Source organism: Pseudomonas sp. DrBHI1 (genome assembly GCF_002205115.1).
Lineage (GTDB): Bacteria > Pseudomonadota > Gammaproteobacteria > Pseudomonadales > Pseudomonadaceae > Aquipseudomonas > Aquipseudomonas mosselii.
Window position 1 is genome coordinate 27898 of sequence record NZ_NIBE01000097.1, and the last position, 17789, is coordinate 45686.

The window sequence follows — 17789 nt, forward strand, 5'->3', positions numbered from 1 at the left end:
CCTCCTAAGGTCGCAATTGGTGGCGCCTGAACTATTGCGCACTTAGAAGCAACAGCAAGATCAAGATCAAGATCAAGATCAAGATCAAGATCAAGATCAAGATCAAGATCAAGAAGTGCGAAGTGGTAGTTAGCCGATTGGCAATAAAGAAACGAGCTTGACCCTATTACGTGCAAACCCGCTTCTACAAGTCATGTATAACTTCTTGTAGGAACGGGCTTGCACGAAATCAAAACAGACTTTAACGCGCTGGCGCGAGTTTGCCCTTGTCATCGGAGAAGACGATCTCGACCCGACGATTCTGCGCCCTGCCCCGCTCCGAGGCATTAGCCTCCACCGGATACTGGTCGCCATAACCCTCGACCTGAATACGCTTCTCATCTACCCCCAGATCGACCAGCATATCGGCGACCGACTGGGCGCGATCACGGGACAGCTTGAGGTTCTCTTCCGCAGCGCCAGTGCTATCGGTGTATCCCTCGATCCGCACCACCCGCCGTGGATTGAGCTGAAGGAACTGCACCAGCTTCAGTACAGTACGGCTGGCAGAATTCTTCAGGTCGGCCTGGCCGGTATCGAACAGCACGTCACCCAGAGTCATCACCAGGCCACGATCCGTCTGCTCCGACGCCAGCGCGACAATCTGCGCCTCGACGAACTTGCCCTGCTGCTGGACGCTGGCCAACTTGGCCTCGCGCAGCGCCTGCAGTTGGCGCTGGCGCTCCAGATCAAGCTTGGCCAGACGCTCCTGGTTCAACGCCAGCTTGGCGTGCTCGCTGGCAATCTCGCTGTAGCGCTGGCTCAGGTAGGCGTAATGACGCACATCGCTGCCGGTGCCGACATAGCCAGCCAGACGCTCCGCGCGCGCCAACGACTCGCCGGCGCGGATCACATCGCGAGGAGCGCTGCGCAGCACTTCGGAATCGTCCTTGACCTTCTGGAACGCGGCACTGGCGTCGTCCAATGCCGACTCGCTGCGCTGGCTGGCACAACCCTGCAAACCGACCAGGGCCAGCAAGGCCAAGGCCGCCATGGGCTTGAGGCGCTTCATGGCTGCGCCTCCAGTTGCTTGCGCAGGCGCTTGATCCGTGACTGCATCACCTGCAGCTGCTCCTCGCTCTTCTGGTTCAGCACCCGCGCCTCGGCCAGGCGCGCATCGAGCTCGGCCTGCTCGGCGCGCATGCGCGCATCGCGATGGCTTTCGCCGAGCATGTTGCTCTTGGCCCGGGCCAGCTTGTCTTCGGCCAACTTGAACTCCGGTACCTGCTCATTGGCGCCGACCGCCTTGGCCTGCTCCAGCGCCTGTTCCGACAGGCGCAGCTGTTCATTGGGTGCCGGGTCGTTGGCACAGCCGGCCAGGCCAAGCACGGCCAGGGCGAGCATCAAGGGTTGGATTCTCACTCACGCTTCCTACTGTTTGGGGGCACCCTGCGACGCCTGCATCTGCGCCTTCCAACGCTCGACATTGCGCTGCAGCACAGCCTCGCTCGCCCCGGAGACCGGCAATTCTGTCAGTTTTTTCGCCAGTTGTCCGCGCAACCAGCTGTCGTTGCACGCCGAGTTGTGCGAGACCGCCAGGTACAGCCCCGGACGGTCCACCGGCAAACCCCGGGCGATGAGGTCGTTGCCCACGCCCAGGCTCTGCGCCATGGCCATGCCCGCGTAGCGCCCCGCCAATACATAATCGACCTGGCCGAGCACCAGCTTCTGGAAGGCCTGCGTCAGGTTTTGCGCCGGCTCCAGCTTGAGCTGGGACTTGGCGAAGGCATCGAAGGCCGGGGTCAGGCGGGCCTTCTCGGACAGCGCGCCACGGTACTGGGCGAGGTCTGCCGGGCCCTCGAACATCAATGTGGCGTCGTGGCGGGTCCAGACCAGGTACTCGTTGAGCTGCAAGGCCGGATGGATGTAGTCCAGGCTGGTCAGCTGGGTGACCTGCATCGGCGTGTCGAGCAGCAGGTCCATACGCCCGCTACGCACTTCCTCCAGGGCCTGCTCGCGCTTGCCTGCGTGCAGCACCTCGATCTTCACCCCAAGCTCGGCCGCCACCTGGCGCAGCAGGTCGACATTGGCGCCAATCAGGTGTTTCGGGTCCTGCGGGTCCTGCCAGGAGTACGGCGGCGCATCCGGGCTGCCGGTGGCGACCAGGCGCTCGCACTTGCCCACCGCCAAGGCCTGCGTCGACAGCAGCGCCAGCACGCAGGCCAGCCCTCCCTTGCTCCAGCGAAACGCCATGCAACCTCTCCCCGCCCCTGAAAAAACCATGAAAAAACCCGGACCGCCAAGGGCGGGCCGGGTTCTTTATAAGTGAAGCAGGCGGATCAGACCAGCTTTTCCAGCTCCGGAACCGCTTCGAACAGGTCGGCGACCAGGCCGTAGTCGGCGACCTGGAAGATCGGCGCCTCTTCGTCCTTGTTGATCGCGACGATCACTTTCGAGTCCTTCATGCCGGCCAGGTGCTGGATCGCGCCGGAGATACCGACGGCGATGTACAGCTGCGGCGCGACGATCTTGCCGGTCTGGCCGACCTGCATGTCGTTCGGCACGAAGCCTGCGTCAACCGCCGCGCGCGAGGCGCCGACGGCGGCGCCGAGCTTGTCGGCCAGGGCGTACAGGTGCTTGAAGTTGTCACCGTTGCCCATGCCGCGTCCGCCGGAAACGACGATCTTGGCGGCGGTCAGTTCAGGACGGTCGGACTTGGCCAGCTCTTCGCCAACGAAGGCCGACTTGCCGGCGTCATGGGCGGCAGCGACGGCTTCGACAGCGGCCGAACCACCTTCGGCGGCCACGGCGTCGAAGCCGGTGGTACGCACGGTGATGACCTTGACCGCAGCGCTCGATTGCACGGTGGCAATGGCGTTACCGGCATAGATCGGACGCTTGAAAGTGTCGGCGGATTCAACGGCGATGATCTCGGAGATCTGGTCGACGTCCAGCAGCGCGGCAACGCGCGGCAGGATGTTCTTGCCATTGGTGGTGGCCGGGGCCAGCACGTGGCTGTAACCCTTGGCCAGTTCGACCAGCAGCGGCGCGACGTTTTCCGGCAGGGCGTGGGCGTAGGCGGCGTTATCGGCAACCAGCACCTTGGCTACGCCGGCGATCTTGGCGGCGGACTCGGCGACGCCACCGACGTTCTGGCCGGCGACCAGCACGTGGATATCACCACCGATCTTGGCGGCAGCGGCGACAGTGTTCAGGGTGGCCGGGGCTACGGCACCGTTCTCGTGTTCAGCGACAACCAGGATAGTCATTTAGATTACCTTCGCTTCGTTCTTCAGCTTCTCGACCAGTTCGGCCACCGACTTGACCTTGATACCAGCGCTGCGGGCGGCAGGCGCTTCGACCTTGAGGGTCTTGTTGGTGGAGGCGATGGACACGCCCAGCGCGTCTGGAGTGATGGTCTCCAGCGGCTTCTTCTTGGCCTTCATGATGTTCGGCAGCGACGCGTAGCGCGGCTCGTTCAGGCGCAGGTCGGTGGTGACGATGGCAGGCAGGTTCAACGCGACGGTCTGCAGGCCGCCATCGATTTCACGGGTGACATTGACCTTGTCGCCAGCGACTTCGACCTTGGAGGCGAAGGTGCCCTGGGCGAAGCCGGTCAGCGCGGCGAGCATCTGGCCGGTCTGGTTGTTGTCGCTATCAATGGCCTGCTTGCCGAGGATGACCAGCTGCGGCTGCTCCTTGTCGACAACAGCTTTCAGCGCCTTGGCCACGGCCAGGGAATTCAGTTCGTCAGCGGCCTCGACCAGGATGGCGCGGTCGGCGCCCAGGGCCAGGGCGGTACGCAGTTGCTCCTGTGCGGCGGTCGGGCCGATGGAGACGACGACGATTTCGCTCGCCACGCCCTTCTCTTTCAGGCGGACGGCTTCTTCCACGGCGATTTCGCAGAAGGGGTTCATGGACATCTTGACGTTTGCAAGGTCGACGCCGGAGTTGTCCGCCTTGACGCGAACCTTGACGTTGTAGTCGACCACTCGTTTGACAGCTACAAGAACCTTCATGGATTCCTCGTTACTCTCCGGTGAAAAGAAGATCGCCTGGGGACTGCCCGGCGAATGCGCGTGGGTACAAGGGCACCTCTAAAAACGTTCCGACGCCGACAAAGCTCAATTGACCGATCAGTCCTGTTTCGACCCTTGCGGGTAAAACCCACGGGTCATTTTCTGTCGTGGCGTGTAGACTCCACTACAAAACCTGATTCGGCCCGTAAACCCTGCTCCACGCCTGGTCTTTAGGGGTGCACCTGCGCCCGACGGTCAGCCTACGGCGAACGCGAAAGCGCTCGTATCTTGACCGTAACACCCAATCCGGTCAATACGGCAAATTGGCCAGCCTCCAGCCGCCCACCTGCGATTCTACGGGCCTTCGGCAAATTCAAACAAACGTTTGTATTGGACCCGCCAAGTGGTGTAGATATAATGCGCGGCCAAGACAAAACGGTGTAGTCCATCACCTGCGAAGCTACAGCCTCTGCACGCCGCACGTGACCGTGAACACCCATAAAAGACAAGCAACGCGATGAGCCTTGAGTAGGAGAGAACCTGTGGAACGCGAATACATGGAATTCGACGTGGTCATCGTCGGCGCAGGCCCGGCGGGTCTGTCCGCCGCCTGCCGCCTGAAGCAGAAGGCCGCCGAAGCCGGTAGCGAGATCAGCGTCTGCGTGGTCGAGAAAGGCTCCGAAGTCGGCGCCCACATCCTCTCCGGCGCGGTGTTCGAGCCGCGCGCCCTGAACGAACTGTTCCCCGACTGGAAAGACCTCGGCGCGCCGCTGAACACCGAAGTGAAGCGCGACGACATCTATGTGCTGAAAAGTGCCGACAGCTCGACCAAGGTTCCCGACCTGTTCGTGCCCAAGACCATGCACAACCAGGGCAACTACATCATCTCCCTGGGCAACCTGTGCCGCTGGCTGGCCCAGCAGGCCGAGAACCTGGGCGTCGAGATCTACCCGGGCTTCGCCGCCCAGGAAGCGCTGTTCGATGAGAACGGCGTGGTCCGCGGCATCGTCACCGGCGACCTGGGTGTCGACCGTGAAGGCCAGCCGAAGGACGGCCTGTACACGCCGGGCATGGAACTGCGCGCCAAGTACACCCTGTTCGCCGAGGGCTGCCGTGGCCATATCGGCAAGCAGCTGATCAAGCGCTTCGACCTGGACAACGAATCCGACGCCCAGCACTACGGCATCGGCCTCAAGGAAATCTGGGAAATCGACCCGGCCAAGCATGAGCAGGGCTTGGTGGTGCACACCGCCGGCTGGCCGCTGGACGTGATCAGCGCCGAGAACACCGGTGGCTCCTTCCTTTATCACCTGGAGAACAACCAGGTGGTGGTCGGCCTGATCGTCGACCTGTCCTACTCCAACCCGTACCTGTCGCCGTTCGACGAGTTCCAGCGCCTCAAGCACCACCCGGTGATGGCCCAGTACCTCGAAGGCGGCAAGCGCATCAGCTACGGCGCCCGTGCCATCTGCAAAGGCGGCCTGAACTCGCTGCCGAAGATGGTCTTCAATGGCGGCGCACTGATCGGCTGCGACCTGGGCACCCTGAACTTCTCCAAGATCAAGGGCAGCCACACCGCGATGAAATCCGGCATGCTCGCCGCCGAGGCGGTGGCTGACGCATTGATCGCCGGCAGCGAAGGCGGCGACCAGCTCAACGGCTATGTCAGCGCCTTCAAGGCCAGCTGGCTGTATGAAGAGCTGTTCGCCAGCCGCAACTTCGGCCCGGCCCTGCACAAGTTCGGCCCGTTGCTCGGTGGCGCGTTCAACTACATCGACCAGAACTGGTTCGGCGGCAAGCTGCCGTTCACCCTGCATGACACCAAGCCGGACTACGCCTGCCTCAAGCTCGCCGCCGACTCGAAAAAGATCGACTACCCGAAACCGGACGGCAAGCTCAGCTTCGACAAGCTCAGCTCGGTATTCCTCTCCAGCACCAACCATGAAGAGGAGCAACCCTGCCACCTGAAGCTGACCGATCCGAATATCCCGATCGCCAGCAACCTGCCACTGTACGACGAGCCGGCACAGCGCTACTGCCCGGCCGGCGTGTACGAAGTGGTCACCCAGGAAGACGGCAACAAGCGTTTCCAGATCAACGCGCAGAACTGCGTGCACTGCAAGACCTGCGACATCAAGGACCCGGCCCAGAACATCACCTGGGTCACCCCTGAAGGCGCTGGCGGGCCGAACTACCCGAACATGTAAGCGCCCTGCCCTTGCGGTAAGCAAAAGCCCCCTGGCCGTGCGGCCAGGGGGCTTTTTCATGGTCGCTGATCTCGAGCACAAGACCTGCCCTGAAGTGCCATTGACCGGTCGTCCGTTTATAGGACTGTCAGATCGGAGGTCATAGCCAGATTAGCCTTCTAGTCCACTGCCAGGAAGTCCTGACCATGGGTGAGCATGAACGAAATCTCACTGGGTAGGCCATGCCCCGGAGCCTGATCGCCACTCCTGCCATCCAGTGTTTTCAATAGGGAGAAATCGACCGTCTGCTGGCGTTGCGCACTGTCAGTCAAGAGCACGGCATGGCTGCTGGCGGTCAACTGGATACGGCTGATGTGGCGAAAGTCATGCAGCAGGTGCACGCCGGTCAGTTGCTTGCCATCACCGTAGACCACCATCCAGGCCTGATCAGGGTGCAGGCGGGACTCCAGCACGCAGGCCAGGCTGCGGCCCCAGCGGATCACCGGCGTTCTGGCTTGATCATCCGGTTTCGTGCTGGCGGGATTGGCAGCCGAAAAGCTCATCTGTGGCGGAAACGCAGGCAGCTGGGCCCGCGTCATCCAAGTGATGCTGAAACTGGACATGCATATTTCTCCTGACTGTATGAACGAATGGTCCATCAACGATCAGTCGAAATTACGTGCACAATCTCGAAGGCGCAGTAGGGGAGCAGAGCTGCAGACGCTCAAAATCCCTACCCTGCCTGTAGGACCTGTTGATTGCCTGGCCCGGAAGTCTGCCTCACTGCCCTGCAGCCTTTACCGCTTCATTTGTCACCACACATGAGCGGCATCGGCTGCGCCGCAAACCCCAACGGCTCACGGCGTCTGAAGTAGAGCGCCGTCAGCAATCCGACCATGCCCATGACCAGACAAAAGCCGACGCACACCCATGGGCTCCAGGGCATCAAGGCGATCAGCGCCAACGGCGTGGTGCTGGCCCACAGGGCGTACGCGACGTTGTAGGTGAAGGAGATGCCCGACACCCGGATCTCGGCCGGGAACAGCCCAACCATCACCGACGGCACCACCCCCACCACGCCACAGGACAGGCCAGCCAAGGCATAGGCCGCCCAGGTCTGCCCCCACTGCCCCACCAGGCTGGCGTACAAGGTGCCAATGCCCAAAGGCAGCAGCAGGCAGTAGAACATCAGCGCCCGCCAGGCGCCGATACGGTCCACCAGCAACCCCGCCAACACGCAGCCGATATTGAGGAAGACGATGCCCACGCTGCTCAGGGCGAAGGTGTGCCCGGCTGTCATGCCGAACCGTTGCTGCATCACGGTCGGGGTGATCACTACCAGTACCACCACCGCCGAGGTCAGCACACAGGTCAGCAGCGCGGCTGGAATCAAGGCCCGTCGGTGAGTGCCCAGCACCCGTCGCAGGGGGAAGGCCACCGGCTGCTCCTGCTGCGCCCGCAGGGCCAGGAACACCGGGGTTTCACTCAGCCAACGACGCAGCCAGACACCGATCACGCCAAACACGCCGCCAAGCAGGAAGGGATAGCGCCAGGCGTAGTCGAGGATCTCCTGGGGCGTGAACAATTGCGCCAGCAGGGTCGCGGTCAGCGCCCCGAGCAGGTAGCCGAAGGTCAGCCCGGCCTGCAGGAAGCCCAGCGCATAGCCGCGACGTCCAGGTGGCGCATGTTCGGCGACGAAGGTCCAGGCGCTGGGCACCTCGCCGCCGACCGCCGCCCCCTGCAAGATGCGCAAGGCCAGCAGGATCAGCGGCGCGGCGTAGCCGATGTCGGCGTAGGTCGGCATCACCCCGATCAGCAGGCACGGCAGCGCCATCATCAGGATACTCAGGCTGAACACCCGCTTGCGCCCCAGGTGGTCGGCGAAATGGGCCATGAGGATGCCACCCAGCGGCCTGGCCAGGTAGCCGGTGACGAAGATCCCGAAGCTCTGCAGCAGGCGCAGCCACTCCGGCATCTCAGGCGGGAAGAACAGCTGGCTGAGGGTCAGCGCGAAGAACACGAAAATGATGAAATCGTAGATTTCCAGGGCGCCACCCAGCGCGGCCAGTCCCAGGGTCCGGTGATCGCTACGGCTGAACCGTGGCGGGCGGGTGGTATCGATGGCAGTCATGGCAGCTTCCGCAACGAGGCAAAAGGCCAGAGGATAGCAAATTCACTGATCGCTCAGGGATTGCGGCAAAACACGGTCTGCGCAAGGTTGGTACGCCGCCGGGCATAACTGGACGCCCCCGCCAACCCCGGCGGCAAGGGCAGTTGCCCAACCAGCACCGGCATGTCGATGATCGCCATGAACGACTCCAGCGCCTCGCTGTCGGGCGCCTGGGGCAGGCTGATGCTGACGGCGTGGCGATCGCTCGGCGGTACGACGGGCACTTTCAGGTGTGACGAGTGGTACAGCAGTGCGTGCTGGATCTGCGAACTGACCCTGCAGAAGCGCGCCAGGTCTACCCCAGCATGACTGGCCAGCTCTATGTTACCCACCAACAGGTTGAAGGGTTCCAGTGCGCTATGCACCAGGCGCTGCAGGTCGTCGAAACTCTCCACCGGGGCGATCCGGTAATAACCCAGCCCATTGAGCATTTTCTCCAGCTGCAGGCGCTGGCCGGGGTGCTCGTCGGCGATGAGGATGCGCATGGATTTGTTAGGCATCGTCCGGACCTGGGCAGTTGGGTGGTAACGGTAGCTCCATGACCATACTGCGCCGGCAACGGCAACGTCGGGCGCAATGCCTGAACGGGGGTCTTTATTGATAGTTGTCGTGATCCCGGGAGAAATCAAGTCGCCCACTCACGGAATTTTCACATCCGCAGGCGGCTCGCTCAGGACTCCCACTGGCGCATGCGCACACGGCAATGCTTCATGGCATTGACGATGTGCTTTTCCACCAGGCTGCGGGAAATACCCAGGCGCTCGGCGATCTGCTGGTGCGACAGGCCATCGAGCTTGCGCAGCAGGAAGCTGTCGCGGCAAGGCCCACTCAATTCATCCAGCGCCTGGCGCATCAGCGCCAGGCGCTGGTCGAGCTGCATGCTCTGGGTCAACGCCGGAGTATGCCAGCGCTCATCGTTGTCCAGAACCTCCAGCGGCTCGGCCTGACGCACCAGATGTCGACGGTGATGATCGACCACAAGATTCATGGCCGTACGATAGAGGTAGGCGCGCGGGTGCTCGATATGCTCGCCCTCCGTGCGCTCCAACACCCGGATGTAGGCATCGTGGGCGACGTCTTCGGCCGACTGGCGATTACCGAGTCGGGCGGACAGGAAGCTCACCAATTCGCGATAGTAATGTTCCACGACGGCACCTGGCGTCACCCTGCCCCAGCGTTGCGAGCCAAGGAAGAGGTCTGGATGATATCAGCGTGCGATCTTACAAATTATAATTATTCGCAGCAACACGCAGCCCCCTTCTCTGCGCTAAATCGTCATCGATATCATTCGTTTAACTGGGACCCCCGAGCGCACGCCCCATCGCGGCACTCGGCCACTACCTCCGGCTGGAAGCCCGCATGACACGCACATTCAATACCCGCCGCAGCGTGCTGATCGGCGCCCTGGGCCTGGCCGGTCTCGGCAGCCTGGTGGCCTGGCAGGTCCTGCCGCTCGGCGGCGCACCGGTCAGCACCGTGCCGGTGATCCGCGCCGACATCGAAAGCAGCGTCACCGCCTTGGGCACCCTGCAGCCGCGCCGCTATGTCGACGTGGGCGCCCAGGCCTCGGGGCAGATCCGCAAGCTGCATGTGGAACCCGGTGACGAAGTGCGCCAGGGCCAACTGCTGGTGGAGATCGACCCGTCCACGCAGCAGGCCAAGCTCGATGCCGGGCGCTACTCGATCGAAAACCTCAAGGCCCAGCTCGCCGAACAGCGGGCGCAGTACCTGCTCGCCCAGCAGCAGTACAAACGCCAGCAGGATCTGGCTGCGGCCGGCGCCAGCCGCCAGGAAGACCTGCAAACGGCAGCGGCGCAACTGAAGGTGACCCAGGCGCGCATCGACATGTACCAGGCGCAGATCCGCCAGGCCCAGGCCAGCCTGCGCAGCGACGAGGCGGAGCTGGGCTACACGCGGATCTACGCGCCCATGAGCGGCACCGTGGTGGCGGTGGACGCCCGCGAGGGCCAGACCCTCAACGCCCAGCAGCAGACACCGCTGATCCTGCGCATCGCCAAGCTCTCGCCAATGACCGTGTGGGCCCAGGTATCCGAAGCCGACATCGGCAAGGTCAAGCCGGGCATGACCGCCTACTTCAATACCCTGGCCGGCGGCAAGCGGCGCTGGACCAGCACCGTGCGGCAGATCCTGCCGGTACCGCCCAAGCCCCTGGACCAATCCAGCCAGGGCGGGGGCAGCCCGGCCAGCACCACGGCTGGCACCACGGGCACCAAGGTGGTCCAGTACACCGTGCTGCTGGACGTGGATAACCCCGACGGCGCCCTGATGGCGGAGATGACCACCCAGGTGTTCTTCGTCGCCGGCCAGGCCAGCCAGGTGCTCAGCGTGCCATTGGCCGCGCTGGACGAGACCCCCGAAGAGGGCTTGCGCCTGGCCCAGGTGCTGAACGGCAAGGGCCAGGTCGAGGCGCGCCAGGTGCGCACCGGCTTGAGCGACCGCCTGCGGGTGCAGATCCTTGAGGGTTTGAACGAAGGCGAGCGCCTGGTCATCGGCCTTCCTGCCGCCAGTGGGGGTTGAGATGGCCACGCCCCTGATCGAGCTGTGCGACATCCGCAAGGTCTATGGCGGTGTCGATTCGCCCAGGGTCGAGGTGCTGCGCGGCATCAGCCTGAGCATCCACCCCGGCGAGTTCGTCGCCATCGTCGGCGCCTCGGGCTCCGGCAAGTCGACCCTGATGAACATCCTCGGCTGCCTCGACCGCCCTACCTCGGGCAGCTACCGCTTCGCAGGCCGGGACGTGGCCGAACTGGACAGCGACGAGCTGGCCTGGCTGCGCCGCGAAGCCTTTGGCTTCGTGTTCCAGGGTTACCACCTGATCCCCTCGGGCTCGGCCCAGGAGAACGTCGAGATGCCGGCCATCTACGCCGGCACCCCGCCCGCCGAACGCCATGCCCGCGCCCGCGCCCTGCTCGAACGCCTGGGGCTGGCCAGCCGCACCGGCAACCGTCCGCACCAGTTGTCCGGCGGCCAGCAGCAGCGGGTGTCGATTGCCCGTGCGCTGATGAACGGCGGGCATATCATCCTCGCCGACGAACCCACCGGCGCCCTCGACAGCCACAGTGGCGCCGAGGTGATGACCCTGCTCGACGAGCTGGCCAGCCAGGGCCATGTGATCATCCTCATCACCCATGATCGCGAGGTCGCGGCCCGCGCCCAGCGGATCATCGAGGTGCGCGACGGCGAGGTGGTCGGTGACTCGGCCACCCCGTCATCGGCCGATGCCCCGCCCCGACAGGTGCAAGCCGACGACCTGCGCCAACGCCTGGACTTCGGCGCCACCCAGCGCGGCGCCTGGAAAGGCGAACTGGCAGAGTCCCTGCAGGCCGCCTGGCGGGTGATGTGGATCAACCGCTTCCGCACCGCCCTGACCCTGCTCGGCATCATCATCGGGGTGGCCTCGGTGGTGGTCATGCTGGCGGTCGGCGAAGGCAGCAAGCGCCAGGTCATGGCGCAGATGGCCGCCTTCGGCTCGAACATCCTCTACCTCAACGGCAAGCACTCCTCCGAGGAACTGACCGGTATCGTTACCCTCGATGATGTCGACGCCATCGGCGAACTGCCGCAGGTCAAGCGCGTCATGCCGGTGATCGGCGACAAGCTCATGGTGCGCCACGGCAACAAGGGCGAGCAGTTCTATGTCGGCGGCAACAACACCGGATTTCCCGAGATTTTCAACTGGCCGGTGGTCGAGGGCAGCTTCTACAGCGAGGCCGACGAAGCCAACGCCGCCGCCGTGGCCGTGATCGGACAGAAGGTGCGCGAGAAGATGTTTGGCGCAGGGAGCAATCCGCTCGGCCAGTACCTGCTGATCGGCAACGTGCCGTTCCAGGTGATCGGCGTGCTCCAGGGCAAAGGCGCCAGCTCCGGCAGCGAGGACAGCGACGAGCGCGTGGTGGTGCCCTACTCCGCCGCCTCCATCCGCCTGTTCGGCAGCCGCGATCCGGAATACGTCACCATCGCCGCCCTGGATTCCGGCCGGGTCAAGGAAACCGAGCAGGCGATCGAGCGCCTGATGCTGCAGCGCCACCAGGGCAAGCATGACTTCGTTTTGACCAACGATGCCGCGCTGATCCAGGCCGAGGCCCGCACCCAGAACAGCCTGTCGCTGATGCTTGGGGCGATCGCCGCGATCTCGCTGCTGGTCGGCGGCATCGGCGTGATGAACATCATGCTCATGACCGTGCGCGAGCGCACCCGCGAAATCGGTATCCGCATGGCCACCGGCGCGCGCCAGCGCGACATCCTGCGCCAGTTCCTCACCGAAGCGGTGATGCTGTCGATGGTCGGCGGCGTGACCGGCATCGTCCTGGCCCTGGCCATCGGCGGCGGCCTGTTGCTGGCCGACATCGCCGTGGCCTTCGCCCTGCCCGCCATCCTCGGCGCCTTCGCCTGCGCCGTGATCACCGGCGTGGTCTTCGGTTTCATGCCGGCCCGCAAGGCCGCCCGCCTCGACCCGGTCAAGGCCCTTACCAGCGAATAGTTCATGACGATTCCCAGCCGTACCAGCCTGTTGACCCTGAGCCTTTGCCTGGCCGCCTGCAGCAGCCCGCCGCCACCGGCGGCGAACATCGACACGCCACCCGCCTGGCAGGGGCCGGCCACAGCCCAGCCCCTGCCTGACAGCCAGTGGTGGCGCGCCTTCGCCAGCACCGAGCTGGACCGGCTGGTCGAACGCGCCCGCCTCAACAGCCACGACCTGGCCGCCGCCGCGGCGCGGGTGCGCAAGGCCCAGGCCAGCGCCGTGATCGCCGGCGCGCCATTGCTGCCCGAGGTGCAGTTGGGCCTGAACGGCAGCCGCCAGCGCTTGCTGCGCGGCGAGGGCAACGACCAACTCGACGCCAGCAGCAACGAACGCACCAGTACCTCGTTCGGAACCCGCCTGAGCGCCAGCTACGAGATCGACTTCTGGGGCGGTCTGCGCGCCACCCGTGACAGCGCCCTGCGCAGCCTCGACGCCAGCCGCTTCGATCGCCAGACCGTGGAGCTGACCCTGGTCAGCGCCGTGGCCGACAGCTATCTGCGAGGCCTGGCTCTCGACGAGCAACTGCGCATCGCCCGCCTCAACCTGAGCAACGCCCGCGACGTGCTGGGCCTGGTCGAAGCCCGTGAACGCTCGGGCTCGGCCACCCGCCTGGAACTGGCCCAGCAGCGCAGCCTGGTGGCCGCCCAGGAGCGCCAGTTACCACTGCTCGAACAACGCCGTCAGGACAACCGCATCGTCCTTGCCACCTTGCTGGGCGATCCTGTGCAGGCGCTGCCCGCCACCGACGAAACCATCGGCAACGTGCAGTGGCCAGCCATCGGCAGCGGCGTGCCCAGCGAACTGCTCGGCCGCCGCCCGGACATCGCCGCCGCCGAGGCACGCCTGGCGGCGGCTAGCGCCAATATCCAGGTAGCTCGGGCGGCGATGCTGCCGCGTCTGATACTGGGCGCGGACCTGGGCAGTGGCGCCCGGACCGTGCCCAATATCTTCGACAGCCCCTACTACACCCTCACCGCCGGGCTCACCGCGCCGATCTTCAACAACGGTCGGCTGAGTGCCGCCCGGGACGTGGCCCGTGCCGAACAGCAGGAGTTGCTGGAGCTGTACCGCGCCAGCATCCTGGCCGGGTTCTCGGATGTGGAGAAAGCCCTGAACGCCATCGCCGGCGTGGAGCGCCAGCGCCGCTGGCAGGACCAGGAAGTGGAACAGGCGCGTATCGCCTTTGATTTGGCCCAGCAACGCTACACCGCCGGTGCCGAGACCCTGCTCACCGTACTCGAGACCCAGCGCACGCTGTACCTGGCCCAGGACCAGCAAGCGCAGCTGCGCCTGGAGCAGTTACGGGGAAGCGTGGCGTTGTACAAGGCACTGGGCGGAGGCTGGCAGGCGCCGCAGACGCCGCAGACGCCGCAGACGCCGCAGACGCTGTAGGAGCAGGCTTGCCCCGCAAAAGCGCCAGGCCAGAGAACTTCATTGTCTGGTCTGGCGCTTTCGCACGGTGCCTCAGGAAACGATGTTCTTCAACGAAAGGTGTCGCGCATACCAGGGCCGTTGCGGCACCTTGCGCAGCAGGTTGTCGAGCTTGTCCTCGTCACCGAAGGTGATGCGCAGGGCCAACTTCATGGTCTCCACGTCCATCTCCACCGACTTGCCCGGGCGCATGCCCGGCTGCGTGCTGCAGCCATGGGTATCCGGACCCAGCCAGGGATCATCGACCTCCACCCAGCGCCCGGGAGCGAACCAGGGCACGCCGTTGACTTCGAGGCGACGTACCTGACCGGGGTGATGGCGCTCATGGGCACGGAACCAGTCATCGATGCGATCGTCGATCCAGCCGTGGAACCCCCAGAAGACCGGATGCACATGGGAGGAAAACGGATCACCGAGGAAGTCGTTCTCAGGTTCGAACCAGCGCGCGGCGAAGTCCGCCTGGTCGCGGGCGAACGGCACCGGCGCGCCATTGTTGGGATCGCGCGGCACCGACGCCCAGCACATGTGCAGCCAATCGTGCAGGTTCATCTCCAGTTCCGAGCCGAAGGCGCCCAGGGTCAGTTTCGACAGGTACACCGGATCCTGGTACTGCGACTCCCACACCTGGAAGTTGCTGCAGTAGGTCTCGCCGGCCTTGATCGCTCCCACCCACTGGCCATAGGCGTCGTCGCCCGGCGCCTGCCAGCCTGGCGGCACGCAGTAGCCGTCGTGGTTGTCGAAGTAGCGGGCGAAACCTGCTCGATCGAATTCTACGCTGGGTTGCGGTAGCGGAAAGCGTTGCCAGGAAGGCAGGTCCTGCAGTGTGCGGGCATACATCAGCATGTGCCGGTGCATGAACAGGAAATCGATACCCGAACCATTGCGGTGCTTGCGCGGGCCGCGGGCATCACGCTCACGGTCGCGCGGCCCAGGTTGCCAGCCAAGGCCACGCAGTGCGTTCTGCTTGGTCTGCGGCAACTTGTGCCACTGGTCTCGGGTGGCATGCCAAAGCTGGTGGAACAGGCGATGCTCAGCGCCGACCACCCACTCGCGCATTTCGGGGGTATAGGGCAGACGCTCGCGGGCCTCGGGGAACAGACGCTTGACCGCGACGAAACGGCTGTCGGGCACCGGCAGGGTCAGCGGTCTATCCAGGCGTTGTACGCGGCCACTCAACGTGCCGCTACCGGCATTGGCGAACTCGGCCCAAACCTCGTCGAGACTCGCCACGCATTCATAACCCGGCCCGCCGTGCTGGTTGACCAGCCGCCAACGCACCTCGGTGCTGCTGGCACCGACCAGATCACCGAGCACACGATAGGCCGGCTCGGCGGCACCGCGAAGACCCTCGCCGGTATCGACGAATCCGCGCAGGCCACGCCCCTTGGTGGCGACGTCGAGGAACATCTCGACGCCCTGTCGAGGCAGCCCGTCAAGTCCTCGTTCTGCACCGTCGAAGCGGATCTCCCACACACCGCGCAGCCGGTCGGCCAGGACCTGCCCGGCATAGTCGGCCAGTTCGACGCTGGCCTCGCCGGGCGTGACGATATCGTCTTCAGGGTCGTGGGTCAGCTGCTGGTGCGCGTAATAGGCCGCCGTGCCTGTGGCGCCCGCCACTGCCAGGCCAGCGATGAATCCTCGTCGGGAAATTGTCATTGCGCCTCAATCCGTCTTCGCGTGCCGCGACTTCTATCCAAGCTAGGACGTAGATAGGCCGGGAAAATTTAGCCGTCTAATTAACCACCCGGCGCGCTCGTCTGTTGGTTATCTCCCGCTGACAGAGGCATACCCATGACCTCCCTGCACGATCGCCTGACCGAATCGGTCAAGGCCACGCCCTACCGGGTCTTCGACATTGATCTGAAGACCGTTGAACCCTTGAGCCCGTCACTGAGCCGCTTTGTCTTCACTGGCGAGGACGTGGCGCAGATGACCACCCTGGCCCCCGACCAGCGCGTCAAGCTGCTGTTTCCGACGCCCGCAGGAGCACCGCCAAGCCTGCCCAAGCACGCGCAATGGCAACAGGCGCGGCGCGAGCTGGCGGCGCAGGACATGCCACCGATGCGCACCTACACCATCCGCGCCCTGCGCCGCGAAGCCCTGGAGGTAGAGGTGGACTTTGTCCTGCATGGCGTCAATGGCCCGGCCTCGGCCTGGGCCACCCATGCCCGTCCGGGTGACCGCCTGCAGATGGTCGCACCCAACCTGGCCTATGCCGACGACCCCGGCGGCTACGAGTGGAAGCCGCCGCACAGTGTCCGGCGTATCTTGCTGATCGGTGACGAAACTGCCCTGCCGGCCATCGCCGGCATCCTCGAGCAGTTGGCCACGAACACGCCGGAACTGCAGGTGGAGGCCTTTATCGAAGTGCCGCTGGAAGCCGACTGCCTCGACCTGCGCCACAGCCCGGCCACCCGCCTGCACTGGCTGCCGCGTGACCTGCTGCGCAGCGAACATGGCCAGGGCATGCAGCACGCCGTGCGCGAACTGGCCAGCCTGCCGGCGGTGCGCGGCGCATCGACGGTCGAGCTGGAAGACGTGGATATCGACGAGCGCATCCTGTGGGAACAGGCCAGCGGCGAGCACGGCGACTTCCATGCCTGGATCGCCGGGGAGTCGGGGACCGTCATGGATATCCGCCGGCACCTGATCAAGGAGCGCGGACTGCCAAGGGAGAGCCTGACGCTGATGGGCTACTGGCGCGCCGGTCGCACCTTCGACTAATACCTGCATCCTGCAGGAGATCACCCAGCCCTTCGGCCAGGGCGATCTCCTGCAGGGAATTTCGCCTGGATTCGAACACTCAGCCAGCTGATACCGCCGCCGCGACGGCCTCGGCAAACCTTGCCGCCACCTCGTCGATCTGCTCGGCACTGATGATCAGCGGCGGCAGGAAGCGCACCACCGCACCATGGCGACCGCCCAGCTCGAGGATCAGGCCACGACGCAGGCATTCGCGCTGCACCTTCGGCGCCAGCTTGCGGCAGGCCGGCGGATGGCCTTGGACGTCGCGCTTGCCCGCCGGATCCACCAGTTCCACGCCCAGCATCAGGCCACGGCCACGGATATCGCCAAGCTGCGGATAGTCCTGCTGCAACCGTTGCAGGTGCCCGCGCAGGCGCTGGCCCATGGCCTCGGCGTGCTCGCACAGGCGGTGCTCCACCAGGTACTTCATCACCGCCGAGCCCGCGGCCATGGCCATCTGGTTACCACGGAAGGTACCGGCATGGGCACCCGGCGACCACTGGTCGAGCCAGTCGCGATAGACCATCACGGCCAGCGGCAGGCTGCCGCCAATAGCCTTGGACAGGGTGACCACGTCGGGCACGATGCCGGCGTGCTCGAAGGCGAACATCTTGCCGGTACGGGCGAAACCGCTCTGGATCTCGTCGACGATCAACGCCACCCCGGCCTGCTCGGTGATCCGGCGCAACCCGAGCAACCACTCGATATCGGCGGGG

General features: G+C 64.8%; 16 protein-coding genes. 5 read left to right on the plus strand and 11 right to left on the minus strand.

Going from position 1 to position 17789, the window contains the following annotated elements; all coding sequences use genetic code 11:
* Positions 1-241: 241 nt before the first annotated feature.
* From CC207_RS19795 to CC207_RS19815, 5 genes are all read right to left on the minus strand, one after another.
* Positions 242-1051 carry an OmpA family protein gene (locus tag CC207_RS19795; protein WP_088852628.1) on the minus strand — a complete coding sequence of 270 codons (810 nt, stop codon included), beginning with the start codon at positions 1049-1051 and terminating at the stop codon, positions 242-244.
* On the minus strand, positions 1048-1401 hold the full coding sequence (locus tag CC207_RS19800) for a DUF4398 domain-containing protein (RefSeq protein ID WP_028692908.1): 354 nt from the start codon (positions 1399-1401) through the stop codon (positions 1048-1050). The genes CC207_RS19795 and CC207_RS19800 overlap by 4 nt, the downstream gene beginning before the upstream one ends.
* Positions 1402-1410: 9 nt before the next feature.
* On the minus strand, positions 1411-2232 hold the full coding sequence (locus CC207_RS19805) for an ABC transporter substrate-binding protein (protein WP_088852629.1): 822 nt from the start codon (positions 2230-2232) through the stop codon (positions 1411-1413).
* Positions 2233-2318: 86 nt separating this feature from the next.
* Complete coding sequence (locus CC207_RS19810) at positions 2319-3248, minus strand: electron transfer flavoprotein subunit alpha/FixB family protein (RefSeq protein WP_028692906.1); 930 nt, start codon at positions 3246-3248, stop codon at positions 2319-2321.
* Complete coding sequence (locus tag CC207_RS19815) at positions 3249-3998, minus strand: electron transfer flavoprotein subunit beta/FixA family protein (RefSeq protein ID WP_028692905.1); 750 nt, start codon at positions 3996-3998, stop codon at positions 3249-3251. It lies immediately after the preceding gene.
* Between the two features lie 542 nt (positions 3999-4540).
* On the opposite strand from CC207_RS19815, the gene CC207_RS19820 reads away from it, so the two are divergent.
* Positions 4541-6205 (plus strand): electron transfer flavoprotein-ubiquinone oxidoreductase, encoded by a 1665-nt coding sequence (locus CC207_RS19820; protein ID WP_088852630.1) that lies wholly within the window; start codon positions 4541-4543, stop codon positions 6203-6205.
* Positions 6206-6363: 158 nt separating this feature from the next.
* On the opposite strand, the gene CC207_RS19825 is transcribed toward CC207_RS19820, so the two are convergent.
* The 4 genes from CC207_RS19825 to CC207_RS19840 form a co-directional block, all read right to left on the minus strand.
* A complete protein-coding gene (locus tag CC207_RS19825; RefSeq protein WP_028692903.1) occupies positions 6364-6807 on the minus strand; it encodes a hypothetical protein in 444 nt (147 codons plus the stop codon).
* Positions 6808-6989: 182 nt separating this feature from the next.
* Entirely contained in the window at positions 6990-8315 is a 1326-nt protein-coding gene (locus CC207_RS19830; protein WP_028692902.1) for an MFS transporter, read from the minus strand.
* Between the two features lie 53 nt (positions 8316-8368).
* A complete protein-coding gene (locus CC207_RS19835; RefSeq protein ID WP_088852631.1) occupies positions 8369-8854 on the minus strand; it encodes a histidine kinase in 486 nt (161 codons plus the stop codon).
* A gap of 170 nt (positions 8855-9024) precedes the next feature.
* Complete coding sequence (locus tag CC207_RS19840; protein WP_028692900.1) at positions 9025-9501, minus strand: sigma-70 family RNA polymerase sigma factor; 477 nt, start codon at positions 9499-9501, stop codon at positions 9025-9027.
* Between the two features lie 212 nt (positions 9502-9713).
* Between CC207_RS19840 and CC207_RS19845 the strand changes: the two genes are divergently transcribed.
* From CC207_RS19845 to CC207_RS19855, 3 genes are read left to right on the plus strand one after another with little or no spacing between them, the layout of a single operon-like run.
* Positions 9714-10892, plus strand: coding sequence for an efflux RND transporter periplasmic adaptor subunit (locus CC207_RS19845; RefSeq protein ID WP_028692899.1), 1179 nt, complete (start codon positions 9714-9716; stop codon positions 10890-10892).
* Between the two features lies 1 nt (position 10893).
* Positions 10894-12855, plus strand: a complete 1962-nt coding sequence (locus tag CC207_RS19850; protein ID WP_088852632.1) for a MacB family efflux pump subunit — start codon at positions 10894-10896, stop codon at positions 12853-12855.
* A 3-nt stretch (positions 12856-12858) separates the two neighbouring features.
* Positions 12859-14289, plus strand: a complete 1431-nt coding sequence (locus CC207_RS19855; RefSeq protein WP_088852633.1) for an efflux transporter outer membrane subunit — start codon at positions 12859-12861, stop codon at positions 14287-14289.
* Between the two features lie 72 nt (positions 14290-14361).
* Here CC207_RS19855 and CC207_RS19860 read toward each other — a convergent pair whose 3' ends face one another.
* Complete coding sequence (locus CC207_RS19860; RefSeq protein WP_069017304.1) at positions 14362-15984, minus strand: twin-arginine translocation signal domain-containing protein; 1623 nt, start codon at positions 15982-15984, stop codon at positions 14362-14364.
* Between the two features lie 135 nt (positions 15985-16119).
* Here CC207_RS19860 and CC207_RS19865 point away from each other — a divergent pair, with 135 nt between their 5' ends.
* Positions 16120-17052 (plus strand): siderophore-interacting protein, encoded by a 933-nt coding sequence (locus CC207_RS19865; RefSeq protein ID WP_062362477.1) that lies wholly within the window; start codon positions 16120-16122, stop codon positions 17050-17052.
* A gap of 79 nt (positions 17053-17131) precedes the next feature.
* Here CC207_RS19865 and CC207_RS27830 read toward each other — a convergent pair.
* The coding region (locus CC207_RS27830; RefSeq protein ID WP_256582132.1) for an aminotransferase class III-fold pyridoxal phosphate-dependent enzyme at positions 17132-17789 on the minus strand (658 nt) is incomplete at its 5' end.